Origin of the sequence: Novosphingobium sp. PC22D (assembly GCF_002556635.1) — a bacterium.
Classification (GTDB): Bacteria; Pseudomonadota; Alphaproteobacteria; order Sphingomonadales; family Sphingomonadaceae; genus Novosphingobium.
Genome location: NZ_MWMO01000001.1, coordinates 354,583 through 373,859, shown reverse-complemented (window position 1 = coordinate 373,859; position 19,277 = coordinate 354,583). Strand labels below are relative to the sequence as shown.

The 19,277-nt window shown below is 69.1% G+C and carries 13 protein-coding genes; 5 read left to right on the top strand and 8 right to left on the bottom strand.

Annotated features, from left to right (window positions below; genetic code table 11):
* Positions 1-20 precede the first annotated feature (20 nt).
* Complete coding sequence (locus B2G71_RS01675) at positions 21-1,586, top strand: amidohydrolase family protein (protein ID WP_240529954.1); 1,566 nt, start codon at positions 21-23, stop codon at positions 1,584-1,586.
* Positions 1,577-2,833 (top strand): dicarboxylate/amino acid:cation symporter, encoded by a 1,257-nt coding sequence (locus tag B2G71_RS01670; protein ID WP_346426922.1) that lies wholly within the window; start codon positions 1,577-1,579, stop codon positions 2,831-2,833. Before B2G71_RS01675 ends, B2G71_RS01670 begins: the two co-directional genes overlap by 10 nt.
* A 10-nt stretch (positions 2,834-2,843) precedes the next feature.
* Here the strand turns inward: B2G71_RS01670 and B2G71_RS01665 are convergent, their stop codons facing one another.
* Both B2G71_RS01665 and B2G71_RS01660 read right to left on the bottom strand, forming a co-directional pair.
* Entirely contained in the window at positions 2,844-4,694 is a 1,851-nt protein-coding gene (locus B2G71_RS01665) for an amidohydrolase family protein (RefSeq protein WP_168176214.1), read from the bottom strand.
* On the bottom strand, positions 4,691-6,733 hold the full coding sequence (locus tag B2G71_RS01660; protein WP_098104020.1) for a prolyl oligopeptidase family serine peptidase: 2,043 nt from the start codon (positions 6,731-6,733) through the stop codon (positions 4,691-4,693). Before B2G71_RS01660 ends, B2G71_RS01665 begins: the two co-directional genes overlap by 4 nt.
* Before the next feature lie 138 nt (positions 6,734-6,871).
* Between B2G71_RS01660 and dacB the strand changes: the two genes are divergently transcribed.
* Positions 6,872-8,350: a D-alanyl-D-alanine carboxypeptidase/D-alanyl-D-alanine-endopeptidase gene (dacB, locus tag B2G71_RS01655; protein ID WP_098104019.1), complete on the top strand. Its 1,479-nt coding sequence runs from the start codon at positions 6,872-6,874 to the stop codon at positions 8,348-8,350.
* Positions 8,351-8,359: 9 nt separating this feature from the next.
* Here dacB and B2G71_RS01650 read toward each other — a convergent pair whose 3' ends face one another.
* Together B2G71_RS01650 and B2G71_RS01645 are read right to left on the bottom strand one after the other, a co-directional pair.
* Entirely contained in the window at positions 8,360-9,379 is a 1,020-nt protein-coding gene (locus B2G71_RS01650) for a serine hydrolase (RefSeq protein WP_098104018.1), read from the bottom strand.
* Positions 9,376-10,920: a permease gene (locus B2G71_RS01645; protein ID WP_240529953.1), complete on the bottom strand. Its 1,545-nt coding sequence runs from the start codon at positions 10,918-10,920 to the stop codon at positions 9,376-9,378. Before B2G71_RS01645 ends, B2G71_RS01650 begins: the two co-directional genes overlap by 4 nt.
* Positions 10,921-11,131: 211 nt before the next feature.
* On the opposite strand from B2G71_RS01645, the gene B2G71_RS01640 reads away from it, so the two are divergent.
* Both B2G71_RS01640 and B2G71_RS01635 read left to right on the top strand, forming a co-directional pair.
* A complete protein-coding gene (locus tag B2G71_RS01640) occupies positions 11,132-14,077 on the top strand; it encodes a TonB-dependent receptor (RefSeq protein WP_098104017.1) in 2,946 nt (981 codons plus the stop codon).
* A gap of 60 nt (positions 14,078-14,137) precedes the next feature.
* The gene (locus B2G71_RS01635; RefSeq protein ID WP_206049272.1) at positions 14,138-15,004 is read left to right on the top strand and encodes a BadF/BadG/BcrA/BcrD ATPase family protein; all 867 of its coding nucleotides are present in this window, start codon (positions 14,138-14,140) and stop codon (positions 15,002-15,004) included.
* Between the two features lie 26 nt (positions 15,005-15,030).
* Here B2G71_RS01635 and B2G71_RS01630 read toward each other — a convergent pair whose 3' ends face one another.
* From B2G71_RS01630 to B2G71_RS01615, 4 genes are read right to left on the bottom strand one after another with little or no spacing between them, the layout of a single operon-like run.
* Positions 15,031-16,095: a phosphotransferase gene (locus tag B2G71_RS01630; protein ID WP_098104015.1), complete on the bottom strand. Its 1,065-nt coding sequence runs from the start codon at positions 16,093-16,095 to the stop codon at positions 15,031-15,033.
* Complete coding sequence (locus B2G71_RS01625) at positions 16,092-17,306, bottom strand: acyl-CoA dehydrogenase family protein (RefSeq protein ID WP_240529952.1); 1,215 nt, start codon at positions 17,304-17,306, stop codon at positions 16,092-16,094. The genes B2G71_RS01630 and B2G71_RS01625 overlap by 4 nt, the downstream gene beginning before the upstream one ends.
* On the bottom strand, positions 17,303-17,836 hold the full coding sequence (locus tag B2G71_RS01620) for a VOC family protein (RefSeq protein WP_098104014.1): 534 nt from the start codon (positions 17,834-17,836) through the stop codon (positions 17,303-17,305). The genes B2G71_RS01625 and B2G71_RS01620 overlap by 4 nt, the downstream gene beginning before the upstream one ends.
* Positions 17,833-19,269: a 2-oxo acid dehydrogenase subunit E2 gene (locus B2G71_RS01615; RefSeq protein ID WP_098104013.1), complete on the bottom strand. Its 1,437-nt coding sequence runs from the start codon at positions 19,267-19,269 to the stop codon at positions 17,833-17,835. The genes B2G71_RS01620 and B2G71_RS01615 overlap by 4 nt, the downstream gene beginning before the upstream one ends.
* Positions 19,270-19,277: the final 8 nt, after the last annotated feature.

Genomic DNA, 19,277 nt, shown 5'->3' with positions numbered 1-19,277 from the left:
CGAGTTTCAGGGTTTCCGCCTTGCGCGGCTGCGCGCTCGCGGCGCTTCTCGCGGCGACCGGCGCCTGCGTTTCCGCGCCCCCGCCGCCCGGCGGCGCCGACCTCGTGATTCGCGGCGGCACGATCTACCCCGGCGGGGGCGAAGCGTTCACCGGCGACGTCGCGATCGCAGGCGACCGCATCCTCGCGGTGGGGCCGGACCTCGCGATCGAGGCCCCGCGCGAGATCGATGCGCGCGGGATGATCGTCGCGCCCGGCTTCGTCGATCCGCACACCCACATGGAAGCCGCGCTCACGTCGGACGACGCGCAGGCGCGGCTCGTGCCCGCCTTCCTGCTGCAAGGCGTGACCACCGCCTTCATCGGCAACGACGGCGGCGGCCCGATCGAGGCTGGCCAACTTCTCGCCGGCGCCGAGACGAAGCCCACTGGCATCAATTTCGCCGTCTTCACCGGCTTCGGCACGATCCGCGCCAGAGTGATCGGCATGGACCGGCGCGCGCCCACCGAGACCGAACTCGCCAAGGAGCGCGGGCTCGTCCACGAGGCGATGTGCCAGGGCGCGATCGGCCTCTCGACCGGTCTGTTCTACGCCCCGCAGAGCTTTTCGAAGACCGAGGAAGTGATTGCCCTCGCCGCCGAGGCGGGGCGCATGGGCGGGCATTACGACACCCACATGCGCGACGAGGCCAACTACAACATCGGCCTGCTCGCGGCGGTCGGCGAAACCCTGCGCATCGGCCGCGAGGCGCCGATCCCGGTGCATATCTCGCATATCAAGGCGCTCGGCGTCGACGTTCAGGGCATGGCCCCGCAAGTCATCGCCGCGATCGAGAAGGTGCGCGCCGAGGGCGTCGATGCCACCGCCAGCCAGTATCCCTGGTCGGCGAGCGGGACGAGCCTCGTCGCCTCGCTGGTGCCGCTCTGGGCGCAGGACGGCGGGCGCAAGGCGTTGCTCGCGCGCTTCGACGATGCCGGTCTTGCCGAGCGGCTCCATGCCGAAATGGCCGAGAACATGCGGCGGCGCGGCGGCGCGTCCAAGCTGCTGATCGTCGAGGGCCGCTATCGCGACCGCTATCTCGATGCCGTGGCGAAGGAACTGGGCCTCGATCCGGTCGACGCCGCCATCGCCGTGATCCGCGAGGCGGACCCGGCGACGATCTCGTTCAACATGTCCGAGGACGACATCAAGGCGTTCATGCGCCAGCCCTGGGTCATGACCGATTCCGACGCCTCGACCGCGCATCCGCGCGTCTACGGCAGCTTCGCGCGAAAATACGCGAAGTACACGAAGGACGAACACGTCCTCACCACGCGCGAATTCATCGACCGCAGCTCGGCGACGACGGCGGACTGGTTCGGCCTTGCCGATCGCGGCCACCTGCGGCCTGGGGCCTTCGCCGACGTCGTGGTGTTCGATCCCGAAACCTACGCGGCGCGCGCGACCTACCAGCAGCCCGAACTGACCGCGACGGGCGTGCGCACCGTGCTCGTCAACGGCCGCATCGCGGTCGACGGCGGCAAGCTGACCGGCGCCGCCGCGGGCCGGGCCCTGCCGCATCGTCCGCCCGAAGGATCGTGCCCCTGACGATGCTGCGCCGCTGGTTCGCGATACCCTTGTGGAAGCGCGTGCTGGCCGCGCTGGTGCTCGGGCTCGCCTTCGCGATCGTCGCGCCCTCGGCGACGCCCTGGGTGCAGTTCATGGGCGACCTGTTCGTCCGCGCGATCCGCATGCTGGTCGCGCCGATCGTGCTGGTGACGATCGCCTCGGGAATCACCACGCTCGCCGATCCCCGGCGGCTGGGCAGCGTCGGCGGACGCGCGGTCGGGCTCTTCGCGCTGACCACCGCGATCGCGGTGGCGGTGGGCATGCTCGTCGCGGTGCTCGTCCGGCCGGGCGAGGGTGTTCCGCTCGGCAGCGCCGCGCCGTATGCGCTGGGCGAGCCGGTGACGCCTTACGACCAGCTCATCGGCATCATCCCGCTCAACATCGTCGACGCGCTCGCCCGGGGCGACATGCTGGCGCTGATCTTCGTCGCGATCCTTGTCGGCGTCGCGACGGTGCTGGCGGGCGAGGCGGGCAAGCCCTTCGCGAGCTTGCTGCAATCGACTTCGGCGGTGCTGCTGCGCATGGTCGGCATCGTCATGGAGGCGACCCCCTTCGGCGTCTTCGCGCTGATCGCCAACGCCGTGGCGCAAAACGGCATGGCGGTCTTCGTCAACGTCGCCTGGCTGGCGCTGGCGGTGGTGCTCGGCTCGGCGATCCAGATCCTCCTCACGCATACGCTGATCCTCAGGCTGCTGGCGCGCGTGCCCGTGGGCCGCTTCCTGTTCGAGATCACCGATGCGCTCGCGGTCGCCTTTTCCACCGCATCGAGCGGCGCGACGCTGCCGGTGGCGATGCGCATCGCCGAGAACAACCTCGGCGTCGGCCGCTCGATTGCCTCGACCGTGCTGCCGCTCGGCGCGAGTATCGGCAAGGATGGCACCGCTATGTACGTCGGCCTGCTTTCGATGTTCGCGCTTCAGGCATTCGGCACGCCGCTGACACCGACGATCTACGCGCTTGTGCTGCTCACCGGCGCGCTTGCCGCCTTCGGCACCGCGCCGGTGCCCTCCGCCTCGCTGTTCATGCTCGCCGCAGTGCTTTCGGCGGCGGGCGTCAGCCCCGAGCAGACCGCGCTGGTGGTCGGCTTCGTGCTGCCCTTCGACCGGCTGCTCGACATGACCCGCACCGTGCCGAGCGCGGTCGCCAACCTGACCGTGACGACCACCGTCGCGCGCTGGGAAGGCGAACTCGACGACGCCGTGCTGCGCGCCCCGCCGGTCGAGTGAACGGCACGGCTCAGTAGAAGCGCACGGCGCCCAGTTCGAGCCAGGCCCGGCCGCCCGGTTCGGCCGAGAGTTCGATCGCCAGCGCGCGCAGTGCCTTGAGATCGAGCGCCTGCGCCTCGCCCCTACTCTCGAATTCCGCGAAGGGGATGCGCACGGTGCGCATCGTCTCTCCGGCCTCGATCTCGCTCGCGAACCAGTCGCGCTTGCGCAGGCCATAGCTTTCGAGTTCGACGCGATAGGTGCCCGCGCCGCGCAGGGCGATCTCGATGCCGGTAAACCTGCTGGCGTCCGCGACGTCGATCGTCCCGCGCGTGAACGGCAGCACCCATTGCGCGAACGGCCGGGGAGCGGCGCCCATCCGCGCCACGAGAAAGCGATGCCGCGCCTCGCCACCGGGCGAGACCGCGATCAGTTCGCTATGGTCGACACCCGGATCGGTGCTTTCGACCGGCAGCGTATCGAGATCGGTGCGCCCATCGGCGCGCGTGCTACTGTCGATCGGGCCGCGCATCGCGCGCACCGGCATCGGCGTCGGCGCCGCTGCCTCGGCGAGTTGGCGCAACGCCGCGAGCGGCGCCTCGCGTCCGCCGACCCAGACGCGCGAGACCTTCCACAAGTCGGCGATGTCGCGGTCGGGCTTGCCGTCGATCAACACCAGATCGGCGCGCTTGCCCGGCTGAATCGTGCCGTGGTCCGCGTCCTGGCCGATGATCGCCGCGCTGGTCCGCGTTGCCGCGACGAGCGCCTCGGCGGGGGTGAAGCCGAGCTTCGTCAGCCACCAGATCTCGCGCACGGTGGCCGGGCCGTGGTAGACGCCGCCGATCCCGGCATCGGTGCCGATGCCGACCGCAATTCCCGCCTTCTTCAGCCTACGGATGTTCTCGCGCATGATCGCCCAGCGCTTGGCATCGTAGGCCGCGACGGGCTCGGCCGGCCCGGCGCGCGCCTCGACTTCGCGAGCGCGCTCATCGGGCGTGAACTGCGCCCATTCGCCCGGAGCAAAGGCGCGCGTCTGCTGCGGCTCGTAAACCACCAGCGTCGCGACATAGGCGGTGCCGTGCTCGCGCATCAGGCCGATCAGTTCATCGTCGATGAGCGCATCGCCGACACCGTGGCCGACCGCGTTGACCCCCGCCGCCGCCGCGACCTTCGCGCCCTCGAGCGTCACCGTGTGAGTGATTACCGGCTTGCCCGCGGCATGCGCGTCCGCGACGATCGCGGCCAGCGTCGCTTCGTTCATCGAGTTGAGATCCGCGTCGCGACCATAGCGCCAGCCGTCGGCGAAGACCTTGATGAGATCGGGATCGTAGGACAGCGCCAGCGGCGTCGCGAGATGCGCGGCGCGCTCGGTAGCGACTTGCAGCGTGAAGAAGTTGCCCCAGCCGTATTCGGTGCCGTGGCCGCCCGGAACGCCGAAGCGCACCGCTTCTTCGAGATGCGGCGCCCAGAGCCCGCCAGGCTGCGTCACCAGCGCGCGGATCGGCGCGATCATCTCGCCCGAGACCGAGAAGTCGTCGACCGTGGTCACACCGCTCAGCAGGTATCCGGCGTAGGCCTTGCCGAGATCCTCGGGCGCGTCGTAGGCGGGCGAACGCAAGTGCGTGTGCAGGTCGTGAAGGCCGGGGATCAGCGTCTTGCCGCTGCCGTCGATCCGCTCGGCGCGGTCGGGCGCGGCGAGATCCGGCCCGACCGCGACGATCCGGTCGCCATCGACCAGCACGTCGGTCACCCGGGCCGCCGCGCCGGTGCCGTCGAACACCCGCGCACCTGTGATCAGCGTCGCGCCCTGCGCCCAGGCCGAAGGGACCGCGAAAAGGCTGGCGGCAATCCCCAGCACCAGCGTCGACAAGATCCGCTTCACGGCGTGGCCTCCGGGTTCATCAGTTTGCGGTCGAGGAAATCGACCGTGGCGCGATAGCTCGCCAGCCAATCGGCATGACGGAAGAATTCGTGGCGCTCGTCGGGAAAGACCAGTTCCTCGAAAGGCACCTGCCGCGCGGCAAGTTCGCGCGCGAGCAGCAATGACTGGCCGAAGTCGACGTTGCGGTCGTCGTCGCCGTGAATCAGCAGCACGGGCGAGCGCCAGGAATCGAGCGCTCCGAACGGCGAGCTTTGCCATTGCAGGTCGCGTGCCTTTGCCTGCGCCTCCGGGGAGAGGCTGTCGGACGGGTCGCGCAGCATGGTGTGAACGCCGTGGAAATCGACGCCTGCCGCGAACAGCTCGCTGTCGCGCGCGAGTGCCAGCGCCGAGAGGTAGCCGCCCCAGCTCCCGCCCCAGATGCCGATGCGCCGGGGATCGACGTCGCCGCGCGCCGCCAGCCAGCGGCCGCCAGCCAGTACGTCGCGGTATTCGCTCGCTCCGTCGCGCCCGGTCTCGGGCGCCTCGCGGAAGGCGCGGCCGTAGCCGGTCCCGCTGCGGTAGTTGACCGAGAGCACGGTGTAGCCCTTCGCCGCGAGGTGCTGGTTGAGGACATAGGCGTTCGAGTAATAGCCCATCGGGTGAAAGCCTGTGAGCATCTGGCGACGCGGCCCGCCGTGGACGAAGACCAGCGCGGGATGCGGCCCCGGCCCGGCGCCCGCGAAGAGCTGGCCGTGGACGGTCACCCCGTCGCCTGCCCGGAAGGTCACCGGCTCGGGCATCGCCGCGCCTTCAAGTTCGGCGACGGGCCCCATCGGTCCGACGTTGGCGAGAATGACATGCGCCGGCCGCGTGGGGCCCGTCGCGATATAGGCCATCGCGTCCCCGGCAAGCACCGGAAAGCTCTCGCTGCCCTGCGAGGCGCCCGCTGCCCGGATCATCGGCCCGCCCGCGACGGGCGCGCTCCAGATGACGTGGCGGTCGGTCTCATCGACGTTGGCGACGACGATCACGCCCTTGCCGTCACGCGTCGGCAGGAAGGTCTCCACCTCGAAGCGCCCCGGCGTCAGCAGCCGCGGCGTGCCGCCCGCCCTGGCGTCGAGCGCATAGACGTGGAGCCAGCCGTCGCGCTCGGACGGGAAGATCAGCTTGCCTTGCGCGGTCCAGTACAAGTTGCGCTGGCGCGTGCCGTAGTAGCTGCCGCCCTCGCCTGCGGGCGCGCGCCAGAGCACGCGGGCCGAACCGCTGGAAAGATCGGCGACGACGATCGACCAGTAGGACGCACTCCCGTCATCGCCCCCGGCGGGCGGACTGACGAAGCGAATGAAGGCGACTTGCGCGCCGTCGGGCGAGAACACGGGCTCGACCGAATAGGACAGCCCGGCTCCGAGATAGCGCAAATGCCGCGCGCCGATCTCGAACAGGCCGACAAAGGCATGATCGCCGCGATCGTTCTGGAACAGCAGCCGCTTGCCGTCGGGCGAGAATTGCAGGCGGCTTATCGTGCCGTCGACGTTTGCGACCTTCCTCGCTTCGCGTCCCGCGCGCCAGAGCCAGATCTCGCCCTTGCGCGTGAAGGCGAGCGTCCCGTCAGGCCCGAAGACCGGCGCGTGCCCCTCGCCGATAACGTGCGGCGCGCCGCCGGGAACGGCCATGACGAGCACTTCCTGCCGAGGCGGCTCGGCCAGATGGCCGGGGTTGGGGATGGTGCCGTCGGGAAACTCGGCGTCGCCGCCGCGCGTGAAGGCGAGCCTGCGTCCATCGCGGCTCCAGGCGAGTTCGTAGAGTTCCATGCCGTCGTCGGCGGTATAGCGGGTCGCCTGCCGCGCGGGCAGGTCCGGCCCGCCGACATGGATATTGCGCACGCCCCCCGCGTTGACCACCCAGGCGAAACGCTCCGCCTCCTCGGCCCCGACGAGCCCGGAAGACACCGGCATCGCCAGCGCCTCGGCGAGATCCCCGACATCGGCGGCGCGGGCGGGAACGAGCGCGAGCAGCAGCGCCAGCCACAGCGCCGCGACGGCTTTGGGAAAAGTGGTCATCGCCGCCAAGTCTGGCGGGGCGAGATCGTGGCGGCAAGGGCGCAGCCATGACGGCATGCCCTAGGGTTATGCCGGGGGGAAGGCTCAATATGCGTCGCCGGGGCTTGCCGCGCGGGTCCGCCGCCTTACCATCGCGCGATGCACCGCCGCGCCTCCCATGCCGTCCTGCTGCGCCTCGGCGCGGCTCTCGCGATCCTCGTCCAGCCGCTGCCGGCGCTGGCCGATGCACTGCACGATCGGGTCGCGGCGATTCTCGCCGAAGCCGGGCCGGGCACGCGCTGGGGACTGGTGGTCGCCGACGAGAGCGGGCGCGAGGTTCTTGCCATCGATCCCGAGGGGCGCTTCATGCCCGCCTCGAACACCAAGATCGTCACCACCGCCGCCGCCTACTGGACGACGGGCGGCACGCTCGAGCTGCCCGACGGCGGCGGCGGGGCAAGCGTCCGCCTCGTCCCCGGCGCGAAGCGCAAGGCGCCCGACGTCGTTCTTGCCGGTTTCGGCGACGCGCGGATGTCCTCCGCGCCCGATTGCGTGCGCGACTGCCTTGCGACACTGGCCGACGCGATCGCCGCCGGAAGCCGGCGCGTGGGCCGTGTCATCGGCGACGACCGCGCCTTTCCCGACCAGCGCTGGAGCCCAGGGATGAGCTGGAACAACATTCCCACCCGCTCGGGCACCGGGATTTCGGCGCTCAGCGTGGACGACAACGAGATTCGCGCCGTCGTCACGCCGGGCCCCGAAGGCGCACCGCCGCTGGTGGCGCTCCCTGCCTATTACGAGGTCCGCAACCTCGCACGCACCGTTGCGGGCAGCGAGGAACGCATCGGCTACGACCGCATGCCCGGCAGCCCGACGCTGATCGTCACCGGCACGATCGGCACGGGCGCCGCGCCCGAAACGCTGCGGCTGGGGGTCGACGATCCGGCGCACTACGCCGCATGGCTGCTGACCGGGATGCTGCGCGCGCGCGGGGTCACCGTCGAGCACATGCCCGAAGCCATGCACCGCCCGTTGTTGCCCGAAGACGATCCCGAACAGCGCGGCGAGGCCGCGCCCCCGGGTCCGGCGCCGCAAGCCGCGCTCGCGAAGCTCGATCCGCCGCCGCTCCGCGAGGACGTGGTCACGATCAACAAGCTCAGTCAGAACCTCCACGCCGAACTGCTGTTGCGCCGCCTCGCGCGCATTCGCGGAGGCGGATCGATCGCGGACGGCCAAGCGCTGGTGCGCGGCATGTTCGCGGCGGCGGGCGTGCCCGAAGCGGGGATAAGCCTGTCGGACGGTTCGGGCATGTCGAGCTACAACCGCGTCACCCCGCGCGCGATGGTGCGGCTGCTCGACTGGATCGCGCGGCAGACCTGGGGGGACGAGTGGCGGGCGTCGCTGCCCGTCGGCGGCACCGACGGCACGCTGGGCCGGCGCTTCGCCGGAACGTCGCTGTTCGGCGAGATCACCGCCAAGACCGGCTCGCTCAACGCGACCAACGCACTGGCCGGATACTTCACCGCGAAGAGCGGGCGGACCTACACCTTCGCAGCCTATGCCAACGACGTGCCCGACGATGTCGCCGCGACCGCGTTCATGGACCGCGCCCTGGTCGCTTTCGCCGAGGGAAACTGAGCCTCGAGCCTACTGCGCCGCGTCCCACGCGCCGATCAGCGCATCACCGGTCGCGGGACGCAGCGCGAAGATGCCGCTGTCGGCGTGGCGTGTGGGATGGACGCGGTTGGTGAGCAGGGTCCAGGCCAGCCCGCGCGCGAAGTCGATCCACAGGCCGGTGCCGGTGAAGCCGGTGTGGCCGATGGTCTCGTCCGAGCACGCCGCGCCGCCCGGCCAGCCCGCGAAGCGCCGCTCCCAGCCGCACGTACGGTCGCCCTCGCAGCGCTCGCGGATCGCGGCGAGCGTGGCGGGCGAGGCACCACTGCCGTCGAGCAGGCCGCGCGCGAAGCCGAGCACACCGGCGACCGTGCCGAAAAGCCCCGCGTGGCCGGTCGCACCGCCCATCGCGAAGCAGTTCTCGTCGTGGACCTCGCCCTTCATCACCCGCCCGCGCCACATGCAGCGCTCGGTGGCGACGGCGGGGCCCGGCGGCGGGCCGTAGCCCAGCCCGGCACCGAGCGGCCAGTCGGACAAGGGCCGGCCCGTCACCCGCTCGACCGCGATGCCCAGATAGAGGAAATTGATGTCCGAATAGACCGGCGGGCCATGCTTCCATTGGCGCTGGAGCACGAAGGCGCGCAGCCGTTCGGGATCGTCGCCATACGTGTAGATCGGCTCGACCGCGGGCAGGAACGTGCGGTGCGCGAGGCAGTCGCGAAAGGTCAGCGCGCGCTCGGGCGCGGCGGCGATGTCGTACTGGCGCAAGTCGGGGATCGCGTCGGTGAGCGGACGATCGAGGTCGATCCGGCCCTGCTCCGCGAGGGTGAGCACCATTGTCGTCGTGGCGATCACCTTGGAGACCGAGGCGAGGTCGAACCAGTGCCCGGGCGTCAGAACCTCGGGCTCGGGCTCGAGCGCGGCCATGCCGGCGCAGCGCACCGCCTGCCGGCCGTCCGCGGTGACGATGCCGAGCACCGCGCCGGGAATGCGGCCGGCCTCGACCGAGGCGGCGGCGGGCGCGAATGCCGCGTCGGCGACCGCCTCGATCACGGTGCGTCTTCCTCGGGAGGCATGTCGGACTTGCGCGGCACGGCGCGCACGATCACCGGCAGGAACAGCACCGCGGCCAGGCTCATCGCGCCCGACATGATGAAGAAGCCATCGTAGCCGATGACCTTCTGGATCGCCCCCGAAGCGCCGGCGAGCAGGCGTGGCAGGAGGAATGCGAAGCCAGAAAGGAAGGCGTATTGCGCGCCGGGATAGCGCGGATTGACCAGCAGCGAGAGGTAGACGACGAAGACCGCGCCGGCGAGCCCATGCCCGAACTGGTCGATGCCCGCGGCGACGTAAAGCACCCAGGATTCGCGCGGCGCCCACCACAGCCAGGTGAAGACCCAGTTGCCCACCGCCGAGGCCACCGCGCCGATCGCCAGCGCCCAGCCCATTCGCCAGCGTCCCGCCATCCAGCCGCCGATCGCCACGCCCGCCATGCTGCAGGTGAGCGCGACCACGCCGTCAGCCATGGAGATTTCCTCCAGGCTATACCCCGCCGCGTTCCACAAGGGGTGCGAGAGCGTCAGCGTCAGCACGTCGCCCATGCGGTAGAACGAGACGAACACCAGCACCGGCAAGGCCGCGAAGCCGTAGCGCCAGAAAATATCTACGTAAGGACCGATGGCGGCCGAACGGCGCGCGGGCGCGTCCGGCCCCATGCGGCGGATACGCGGCAAGGCGGCCGCGAGCAGCACGAATGGCAGCAGGCAGATCGCCAACACAACAGGCGTCACGTCGCTGTCGGCACCGACTCCGGCCGCCCCCGCCAGTTCGAGCGCGATGCCGCCGACGACCGCGGCCGCGATCGTGGTCGCGGAAAGGATCGCGAGGCTCGCGACGATCCCCGTGCCGAGCGCCGCGCCGCGCGAACCGACCGCATCCGGATCGGGCCGCATCATCGCGAGGATCGGGAAGGGCAGAAAAGCGGCGATCGCGATCACCAGATAGGCCCAGGTCCAGCCCGCCTTGGCCGCGACGTAGACCGCGCCGCTGCCCGCCGCGACCATCGCGCTGCGGTAGCCCCACAGGTTCGCGGCCACCACCGGACCCTGCTCCGCCTGGGTCGGCGCCAGCTCGATGCGCCAGCCGTCGGCGGCGATTTCCAGCGTCGTCGTCCAGAACGCGAGCAGCACCGCGAAGAGCGCGGTCAGCGGCAGGCTCTCGTCGCTCGAGGTCATTGCCATCGACAGCATCGAGGTGAAGATTCCGAGCTGCGAGAGCATGATCCAGCCACGCCGCTTGCCCCAGAAGCGGCCGAAACCGGGCACTTCGAAGCGTTCGAGCACGGGCGCCCAGGCGAACTTGAAGGTCGGCAGCAGCGCCACCCAGGCGAAGAAACCGATTACCGCGATGTCGACGCCATGGCGCGCGAGCCGAAGCGTGAGCACCGCATTGAACATGTAGAACGGCAACCCGGCGGAAAAGCCGAGCAGCAAGTAAAGGCCAAGCAATCGCCAGTTTCGCGGCCGGACCGCCTGCGCAGCCGCCATTTCGTTTGTTTTCAGCTCTGTATCGAGAGCCCCCGCTTCGATCGCCATGTCTTGTTTCCAGCCGCCCCACCGCGTGCTGACGCTCGGCTTTCGGAGGGCTTGCTGTCAAGCATGGCCAAATCGCCCGGCGTAAGACACAAGTCATTGATAATCAGTGATAATGCCAATCGGTTATAGGTGGGTAAAGGGTTAGTATGACGCGATGCAGGACAATGCGTCACAATTGTCATCAGGGCTTAGAAACATGGGGGTTTAGAAAATGGGCTGTTTTGTCATCACCAGGGCGGCGCTGACGTGCTCGACCGCACTGCTCGGGATCGCCGCGCTTCCCGGCGCGGCCTGGGCGCAGGAGCAATCGACCAGGCCGGCCGCCACGCCGACCGGTGCCGAGACGCCCGAAAGCGGCGCCACCACGCTGAGCGATCCGGAGCGCCGGAGCGCTTCGTCCGAGCGCGAGATCCTCGTCACCGGCTCGCGCATCAAGCAGGACCCGAACGACAGCGCCCTGCCCCTGCAGATCGTCACCAACGTCGAACTACAGCGCAACGCCATCTCGAGCCCCGAACAGCTCCTCGCGTTCCTGCCGAACAACGGCTCGGGCGCGGACAATCTCGCCAGCAACTCCGACGTCGTCGATTCCACGCGGCGCGGCAACAATGGCACCTCGTTCGCCAACCTTCGCGGCCAGGGACCGGGCGGCACGCTGATCCTGCTCAACGGCCGCCGCGTCTCGGCGCACGGCCTCACCGGCGCCGCGGTCGACGTGAACCAGATCCCCTTCACCGCGCTTGACCGCGTCGAAGTGCTCAAGGACGGCGCCTCGGCGATCTACGGCACCGACGCGGTCGGCGGCGTGATCAACTTCATCACCCGCAAGGACTTCACCGGGATCGGCGCGAGCGCCTTCACCGACATCACCGACGAAGGCGATTCGCCGGTCTACCGCCTCTCGGCGATCGCCGGCGTCGGCGACCTCGACGAGCAGGGCTTCAACGTCATGGCGACGGTCGGCTACACTTATCGCGGCGCCTTGCAGGCGCGGCAGCGCGACTTCGTCAACACCTTCCAGAAGGACCGGGGCCTCGGCGTGGACACGCGCGGCACTCCGTTCGCCACGATCGTCCCCTTCGGCGGCAGCGCCTTCCCCAACGGCGCGGCGATGCCGATCATCCCGGGTACCGCCGATCAGCGCGCGACCGGCGGCGTCAACATCCTGCGCCTGCCCGGACAGCCGGGCTGCGACACGTTCGACCTGATGGGCGACTACGACACCGACGTCTGGGGTGCGCCCTCGAACGGCCTCGCCTGCACCTTCGACACCGGCCGCAACGTCTACCTGCAGCAGCAGATCGAGACGATCACCTACTACGGCCGCGCGGTGAAGCGCCTGGGCGAGCATGAACTGGCCTTCGAGATCTCGGGCTCATCGGCGAAATCGGACAAGCGTTTCTCGCAGATCCAGATCACGCCGAGTTCCTCGCGCAACTACTCCTTCTCGCTCGTCGAGGGCGTGAACGACGCCAAGTACGCGCGGATCTACAATACCCTGGTCAACGCCTTCCCGGAACTGGAGGAGACCATCCCCTACGGCGCCGGCTTCTCCTATCGCTGGCGCTGCCTCGAATGCGGCGAGCGCCAGCTCAAGACCAAGAACGACACGCTGCGCGCGGTGCTCGACATGAGCGGCCCGCTGTTCGGCGACTGGGACTACCAGGTCGGCGCGATGTACGCGCAGAGCAAGGGCCGTTCGAAGGTCGGAGAGGGCTACTACTACCAGGACGCGCTCGTCGCCGCGCTCAACAGCGGCTACGTCGATCCGTTCCTGTTCCCGGGCGAGGAGCAGTCCGCCGAAGGCCTCGCCGCGCTGGCGGCCGCCTCGGCCAACGGCGTCACGCTCTACAGCGGCAAGTACTCGGTCAAGGAAGCCGATGCCTCGGTCTCCGGCTCGTTGTTCGAGCTTCCCGCCGGCACCGTGAAGATCGCCGCAGGCATCAACTATCGCCGCGAGGAATACGAGTTCACCGGCGATACCCGCACCGATCCGCAGACGATCTTCGCCGCGCCGTTCGACAACGGCAACGCGCTCGACGGTGTGCACCGCGACATCAAGGCGGCCTACGCCGAACTGCTCGTACCGATCATCGAGGGCATGGAGCTGACCGCCGCGGGCCGCATCGACGACTATTCGGGCTTCGGCACCACCACGAACCCGAAGATCTCGCTCAAGTACCGGCCGTTCGAGCCGATCCTGCTGCGCGGGTCGTTCAACACCGCCTTCCGCGTGCCGACCTTCAACCAGATCTTCAACCCGTCGACTTCGGCGACCTACACCGGCGCGGACTACGCCGATCCGTCGAAGTGCCCGGGCGGCGTCGTCAACGCCGAGGCGGGTTGCCCGGCACTCTCGACCGCCAATGGCCAGACCTTCGAGGTGATCACCGGCGGCCGTCTCGATCTCGGGCCCGAAACCGCCGACGAATACAGCGCCGGCGTGGTCTTCATGCCGACGCGTAACATCTCCGTCTCGGCCGACTGGTGGCTGATCAAGCGCAAGAACACGATCCAGACGCTGCCCTTGCAGTACCTGTTCCAGTTCTACGATCTGTTCAAGGACCAGTTCATCTACGAGAACGGCCAGCTGGTCGCGGTCGACAACACTTACGTCAACACCGGCGGAACCACCACCGAGGGCATCGACTTCACCGTGCGCGGCGTCTTCCCGGTCGGACCGGGACAGATCGGCGTCGGCCTCGACGGCACCTGGCTGCTCAAGAAGGAAGAGAAGGTCGCGGCCGGTTCGGACACGATCGACCAGCTCGGCGTCTATTCGCTCGCGGCAGACCTCGGCCTCAAGTGGAAGCACAACGCCTACGTCAGCTACGGAACCGAGGACTGGATCGTCACGCTCACGCAGATCTTCCGCTCGGGCTACGACAACCAGGTGCTGCCGGGTGTCGAGGCGGGAACCTTCGACCCGTGCTGCGACATCACGAAGGTGAAGGACTACATCTACTACAACCTTTCGGTCAGCTACACCGGCATCGAGGGTGTGAAGTTCACCGCCGGCGTGACCAACCTGTTCGACAAGGACCCGCCCTTTGCGATCTCGTACGACAGCAACTACGGCAGCGGCAGCTCGTGGGAACCGCGCGTCGCCGATCCGCGCGGACGGGCCTTCAACATGCTCGCCGAATTCAAGTTCTGATCCCGTGGTACCTCGCGGCCCCGCTGTCGGCTCCCCGGCCGGCAGCGGGGTTTTGCCGTGATGCGCCGGTACCTCGGCATCGACGCGGGCGGCAGCAATTGCCGGGCCCGGTTGACTGACGAGACCGGCGCGATCCTCGGCACCGGGCTTTCCGGCCCGGCCAACGCCCGCGTCGGCCTCGACCAACTTTTCGCCACGCTATCGCAAGCCGCCGACCAGGCGATCGCGCAGGCCGGGCTTTCGCCCGCGCAAGTGGGCGAGATCCACGCCGGCATGGGCATCGCCGGGATCTCGCGGCCCGGCATGCCCGAACAGCTCGAGACGCTGCGCTTCCCCTTCGCTTCGGTCGCTTACGAGACCGACGCGGCGATCGCCAATATCGGCGCGCACAGCGGCGCCGACGGCGCGACGCTGATCCTGGGCACGGGCAGCGTCGCATTCGTGCAAGTCGCGGACCGGCGCTTCACCATCGGTGGATACGGTTTTCCCATTTCGGACGAGGGCAGCGGCGCCGCGCTGGGCCTGAGCGCGATGCGCCACGCCTTGCGCGCGCTCGACGGGCGGACTCAGCGCACGCGGCTGTCGACTGCCGTGACCGAGCGGTTCGGCCACGACCCCGCCGAGGCGATCGCCTGGATGGATGACGCCGCCCCCGGCGACTACGCCGCCTTCGCGCCCATGGTGATGGACCATGCCGAGGACGGCGACCCGATCGCCCGCTCGATCGTCGAGGACGCGGCGGGGCACGTCGAGCGCTTCGTCGAGACGATCTTCGAACGCGGCGCGCCGCGCTGCGTTCTCGTCGGCGGTCTGTCGCACCGCATGCGCGACTGGCTGCGCGCGCGGACCATCGCGCGGCTGTCAGAGCCGCTCGGCGACGCGCTAGACGGCGCGCTGCAACTCGCGGGTCTGCCGGTCCCGGCCTGAGCGTGCGGTCGGGCCGGGCGTCCGGCTCAGGCCCTCTCGGCCTGCCGCCAGGCCAGCGCCATGAGTTCGGGAACCATTTCGGCGCGTTCTTTCGCCTGAGCGCTGGCGGCGGTGCCGCGGATCACGCGGCCCTTGATGCCATGGAAGATCGCGGCGAGGCGGAAGAAGTTGAACGCCATGTAATAGCCGTAGTCCGGCATGCCGGGCAGGCCGCGCCGGCGGCAATAGGCCGCGAGGTAGTCATCCTCGCTCGGGATGCCGAGCGCGGCGATATCCGCGCCGCCCAGCCCCGCGACGATGTGCGGCGGCATGCGGTACATCATCGCATGATAGGCGAAGTCGGCGCCCGGATGGCCGAGCGTCGAAAGCTCCCAGTCGAGCACCGCCAGAACGCGCGGCCCGTGGGGCGCGAAGATCATGTTGTCGATGCGGAAGTCGCCATGGATCACGCTCGCCTGGCCATCGTCCTCGGGCATCTCCGCCTCGAGCCAGTCGATCAGCCGGTCCATGTTGGCGTCACGCCCCGCCGCCTCGTCCTCGCGGTACTGCCGCGACCAGCGCCCGACCTGCCGCGCGAAGTAATTGCCCGGCTTGCCGTAGTCGCCCAGCCCGATCGCCTCCGGATCGAACGCGTGAAGCTGCGCGATCGTGGCATTCATCGCATCGAAGATCGCCGCGCGCTCGGCATTCGGGACGCCGGGCACGGTCGCGTCCCAGAAGATCCGGCCCTCGACCATCTCCATCACGTAGAACCATGTGCCGATCACCGCCTCGTCGGTGCACAGACCATGCACTTTCGCGACCGGGAAGCCCACGCCGTGCAGCGCGGTCAGCACCCGCGCCTCGCGATCGACCGCGTGCGCGCCCTTGAGCAGATCGCCCGGCGGCTTGCGGCGCAGCACATAGCGCGCGCCCGGCGTCGTCAGCTTGTAGGTCGGATTCGACTGGCCACCCTTGAACTGTTCGACCGTGAGCGGCCCGGCATAGCCCTCAACATTGCCGCGCAGCCAGCCTTCGAGCGCGGCCTCGTCGAAGCCGAAGCCCGCGCGCACCGCCGTGGTGCCGGTGTTGACGTCGGCGCCCGTGCTCATTCGCCGGCTTGCGCCTCGCGCCAGCCGCGCTTGATCTTCTTGGCGAGCGACCATTTGTGAACTTCGGTCGGGCCGTCGTAGATGCGGAACGCGCGCACTTCGCGGAATACCTGCTCGACCACCGTCCGGTCGGTCACGCCGGTGCCGCCCATCACCTGCACGCAGTTGTCCGCGATCGTCATCAGCGCCTCGCTGACCGAAACCTTGGCCATCGAGCTTTCGACCGTGCCCAGCGATCCGGTGTCGAGCACCGCGGCGCACCAGTCGATCATCAGCTCGCACTGCTCGATCAGGATCTTGTTCTGCGCCAGCATGAAGCCGACGCCCTCGTGGTCGATCAGCACCTTGCCGAAGGCCTCGCGGCGGCAGGCGTAGTCGGTGGCGATCTCCTGCGCGCGGATGCAGGCGCCCAGCCAGCGCATGCAGTGCGACAGCCGCGCGGGCGAGAGGCGCACCTGCGCGTACTTGAAGCCCTCGCCCGGCTGGCCGAGCATCTGGTCCGCCGGAATGCGCAGGTCGTTGATGGTGAGCGTCGCGTGGCCGCCGGGCATCGAGTTGTCGATCGTGTTGGGAATCTCGTCGATGCGGATCGCCGGATCGGGCAGGTCGACGAGGAACATGCAGGCGCCGCCCTTGGTCTCTTCCTCGGCCGAGGCGGCCATGACGATGCCGACTTTCGCCCCCTGCGCGCCGGTGATGAAGGTCTTGCGGCCGCTGACGATCCAGTGATTGCCGTCCTTGCGACAAGTGGTCTTCATCATCGAGGGGTCCGAGCCCGCCCCGCCCCAGTCGGCGGGCTCGGTCATGAAGAACGCCGAACGCGCCTCGCCCGAGATCAGCGGCGCGAGGAAGCGCGCCTTCAGCTCCGGCGAACCGACGTGGCCGATGAGGTACATGTTGCCCTCGTCGGGCGCGAACGTGTTGCACGCCAGCGGTCCGAGCGGGGAGAGGCCCGACTTGATCAGCACATAGGCGGTCTCGCGCTGGGAGAGATGCGTGCCGTCCTCGCGGATGTGAGGCGTGAGCACGCCCGCCTCGCGCGCTTTCGCACGCATCTCGTTGACGAGCTCGTCGGTCGGCGCGCCGTGATGATCGCGCCGCGCGTCCTTCTCGTAGGGCACGATCACATCGCGTACGAAGGCCTCGACCTTCGCGCCCATCGCGTGGGCATGGTCCGAGATCGCCCCGGGATTGGTCTGAAGCACGGTCATTGAAGCACTCTCACCGGATCGGAGCCGGCCCAATCGGCGGCCGCGTCCTTCATCATCTGGAACAGCCCTTCCGAGCCCGCCATCGGCTGGAGGTATTCGATCACGAAACCCGGGCCCTGGCCGGGATCGACGTAGATCACTGCGCCGTCCTCGCCCACCTTGCCCTCGACGATGACCTCGGCGCCGGCCTCGGCACAGGCCTTGCGCGCGACCGCGATGTCGTCGACGAAGACGCAGACGTGATGCAGCCGGTCGCGTACGGCATATTCGCCGACGTAGAGCGAGGGTTCGGTGCTGTCGGTCCTGATCAGCTCGATCTGGATGTCACCCCAGTAGCCGATCGCCATCGAGAACACCGCATCGGTCGGCTCGCCCTTGTACTTCATCTCGCCAAGCCGGACGTCGTTGAGCACGAAGAAGGGGCCGACGCCGACCGTCTCGGTCCAGTACTTGAGCGCCGCGTCGAAATCGCTCGGATAGTACGCGAGCTGGATCACCTCGCCGAGCGCCCTGAGCGGTCCCACGGTCATGCGAACATCCCTTCGGGGTTCTCGATCAGGTCCTTGAGCGTGGCGAGGAATTGCGCGCCCGCCGCGCCATCGATGGCGCGGTGATCGACCGAGAGGGTGAAGGAAATCCGCGTCTCGAAGGCGATCCCGCCCTCGGTCTCGACCGGCACCCGCGCCGCCGTGCCCACCGCGAGGATCGCGCCCTGCGGCGGATTGATGATCGCATCGAAGTTCTCGATACCGAACATGCCGAGGTTGGAGACCGAGAAGGTGCCGCCTTCCATATCCTCCATCGAGAGGCCCTTGCCTTGCGCCTTATCGATCAGGCGGCGGGTTTCCGCCGCGAGCTGGTCGATCCGCATGCGATTCGCCTGGCGCACCACAGGCGTGACGAGGCCCTTGGGGCTCGCCACGGCGATCGAGACGTCGGCTTGGGGGAAGCGGTGAATCTCCTGGCCGTGGACCTGGACGTTGACCTCGGGATGCCGCGTCAGAGCCATGGCCGAGGCCTTGACCAGCCAGTCGTTCACGCTCGCCTTGCAGCCGAGCACGAGGTTGGCGGTCTTGCGCATCTCGAGCAGCGCGTCGACCCGGGCGGAAGTGCGCAGATAGAAGTGGGGAATCTCCTGCTTGGCCGCGCTCAGCCGCTGCGCCACCACCTTGCGGACGCGGTCGAAGGGTATGACCTCGGGGCGATTCTCGCCCGGGCGGAACTCGGGCATGCCGACCCCCGCGCCGCCGCCCGGCTCGGGCATCAGCGCTATCACGTCGGCCTTCGAAATGCGCCCGCGCGCGCCGGTTCCCGTCACGCCGGCAAGAGCAATGCCGTTCATCGCCGCGATCCGCCGCGCGAGCGGCGAGGCGAGCACCGCGAGATCGTCTTCCTCGACCGCGAGCGTGCCGCGGAGACGCGGCGAGGCGGGACCGCGCAACGCCCTGACCACGTCCTGGTGGGTGATCCGGCCGTTGCGGCCCGATCCCTCGATCGCAGCGATGTCGACGCCCTCCTCCTCGGCGAGCCGTAGCGCCTCTGGGCTGATCGGGCGGTTGGTGTCGATCTTGATGCGTCGCTTCTCGACCTCGGCGGGCGCGGCGATCGTGGGTTCGGGCTCCGGCTCCTTCTTCGCCTTGCCCGCGCCTTGCGCGAGACCGCCCTCGGCGGGCTTGAAACCCTCGACGAAGGCCGCGATGTCGGCGTCGGAATGGCTGCCGTCGTCGAACACCGCGAGCAGCGCGCCGACCGGTTCGGCGTCCTCGCCACCGGCAACCACGATCCTGCGCACGGTGGCGTCGTATTCGGCTTCGACCTCGTTGGTGATCTTGGCGGTCTCGATCAGGCACAGCGTATCGCCGCGCTTGAAGCTGTCGCCTTCCTTCACCATCCACTCGGCGATGGTGCCCTCGGTCATCTCGATACCCCACTTGGGCATCGTGAAGGCGCGGATGCGGCTCATGCCCCGTC

Excerpts from the sequence above, each read along its gene's own strand:
- B2G71_RS01660 (WP_098104020.1), bottom strand. The coding sequence starts at position 6,733 with ATGACCACTTTTCCCAAAGCCGTCGCGGCGCTGTGGCTGGCGCTGCTG.
- dacB (WP_098104019.1), top strand. The coding sequence starts at position 6,872 with ATGCACCGCCGCGCCTCCCATGCCGTCCTGCTGCGCCTCGGCGCGGCT.
- B2G71_RS01645 (WP_240529953.1), bottom strand. The coding sequence starts at position 10,920 with ATGGCGATCGAAGCGGGGGCTCTCGATACAGAGCTGAAAACAAACGAA.
- B2G71_RS01640 (WP_098104017.1), top strand. The coding sequence starts at position 11,132 with ATGGGCTGTTTTGTCATCACCAGGGCGGCGCTGACGTGCTCGACCGCA.
- B2G71_RS01635 (WP_206049272.1), top strand. The coding sequence starts at position 14,138 with ATGCGCCGGTACCTCGGCATCGACGCGGGCGGCAGCAATTGCCGGGCC.
- B2G71_RS01630 (WP_098104015.1), bottom strand. The coding sequence starts at position 16,095 with ATGAGCACGGGCGCCGACGTCAACACCGGCACCACGGCGGTGCGCGCG.
- B2G71_RS01625 (WP_240529952.1), bottom strand. The coding sequence starts at position 17,306 with ATGACCGTGCTTCAGACCAATCCCGGGGCGATCTCGGACCATGCCCAC.
- B2G71_RS01620 (WP_098104014.1), bottom strand. The coding sequence starts at position 17,836 with ATGACCGTGGGACCGCTCAGGGCGCTCGGCGAGGTGATCCAGCTCGCG.
- B2G71_RS01615 (WP_098104013.1), bottom strand. The coding sequence starts at position 19,269 with ATGAGCCGCATCCGCGCCTTCACGATGCCCAAGTGGGGTATCGAGATG.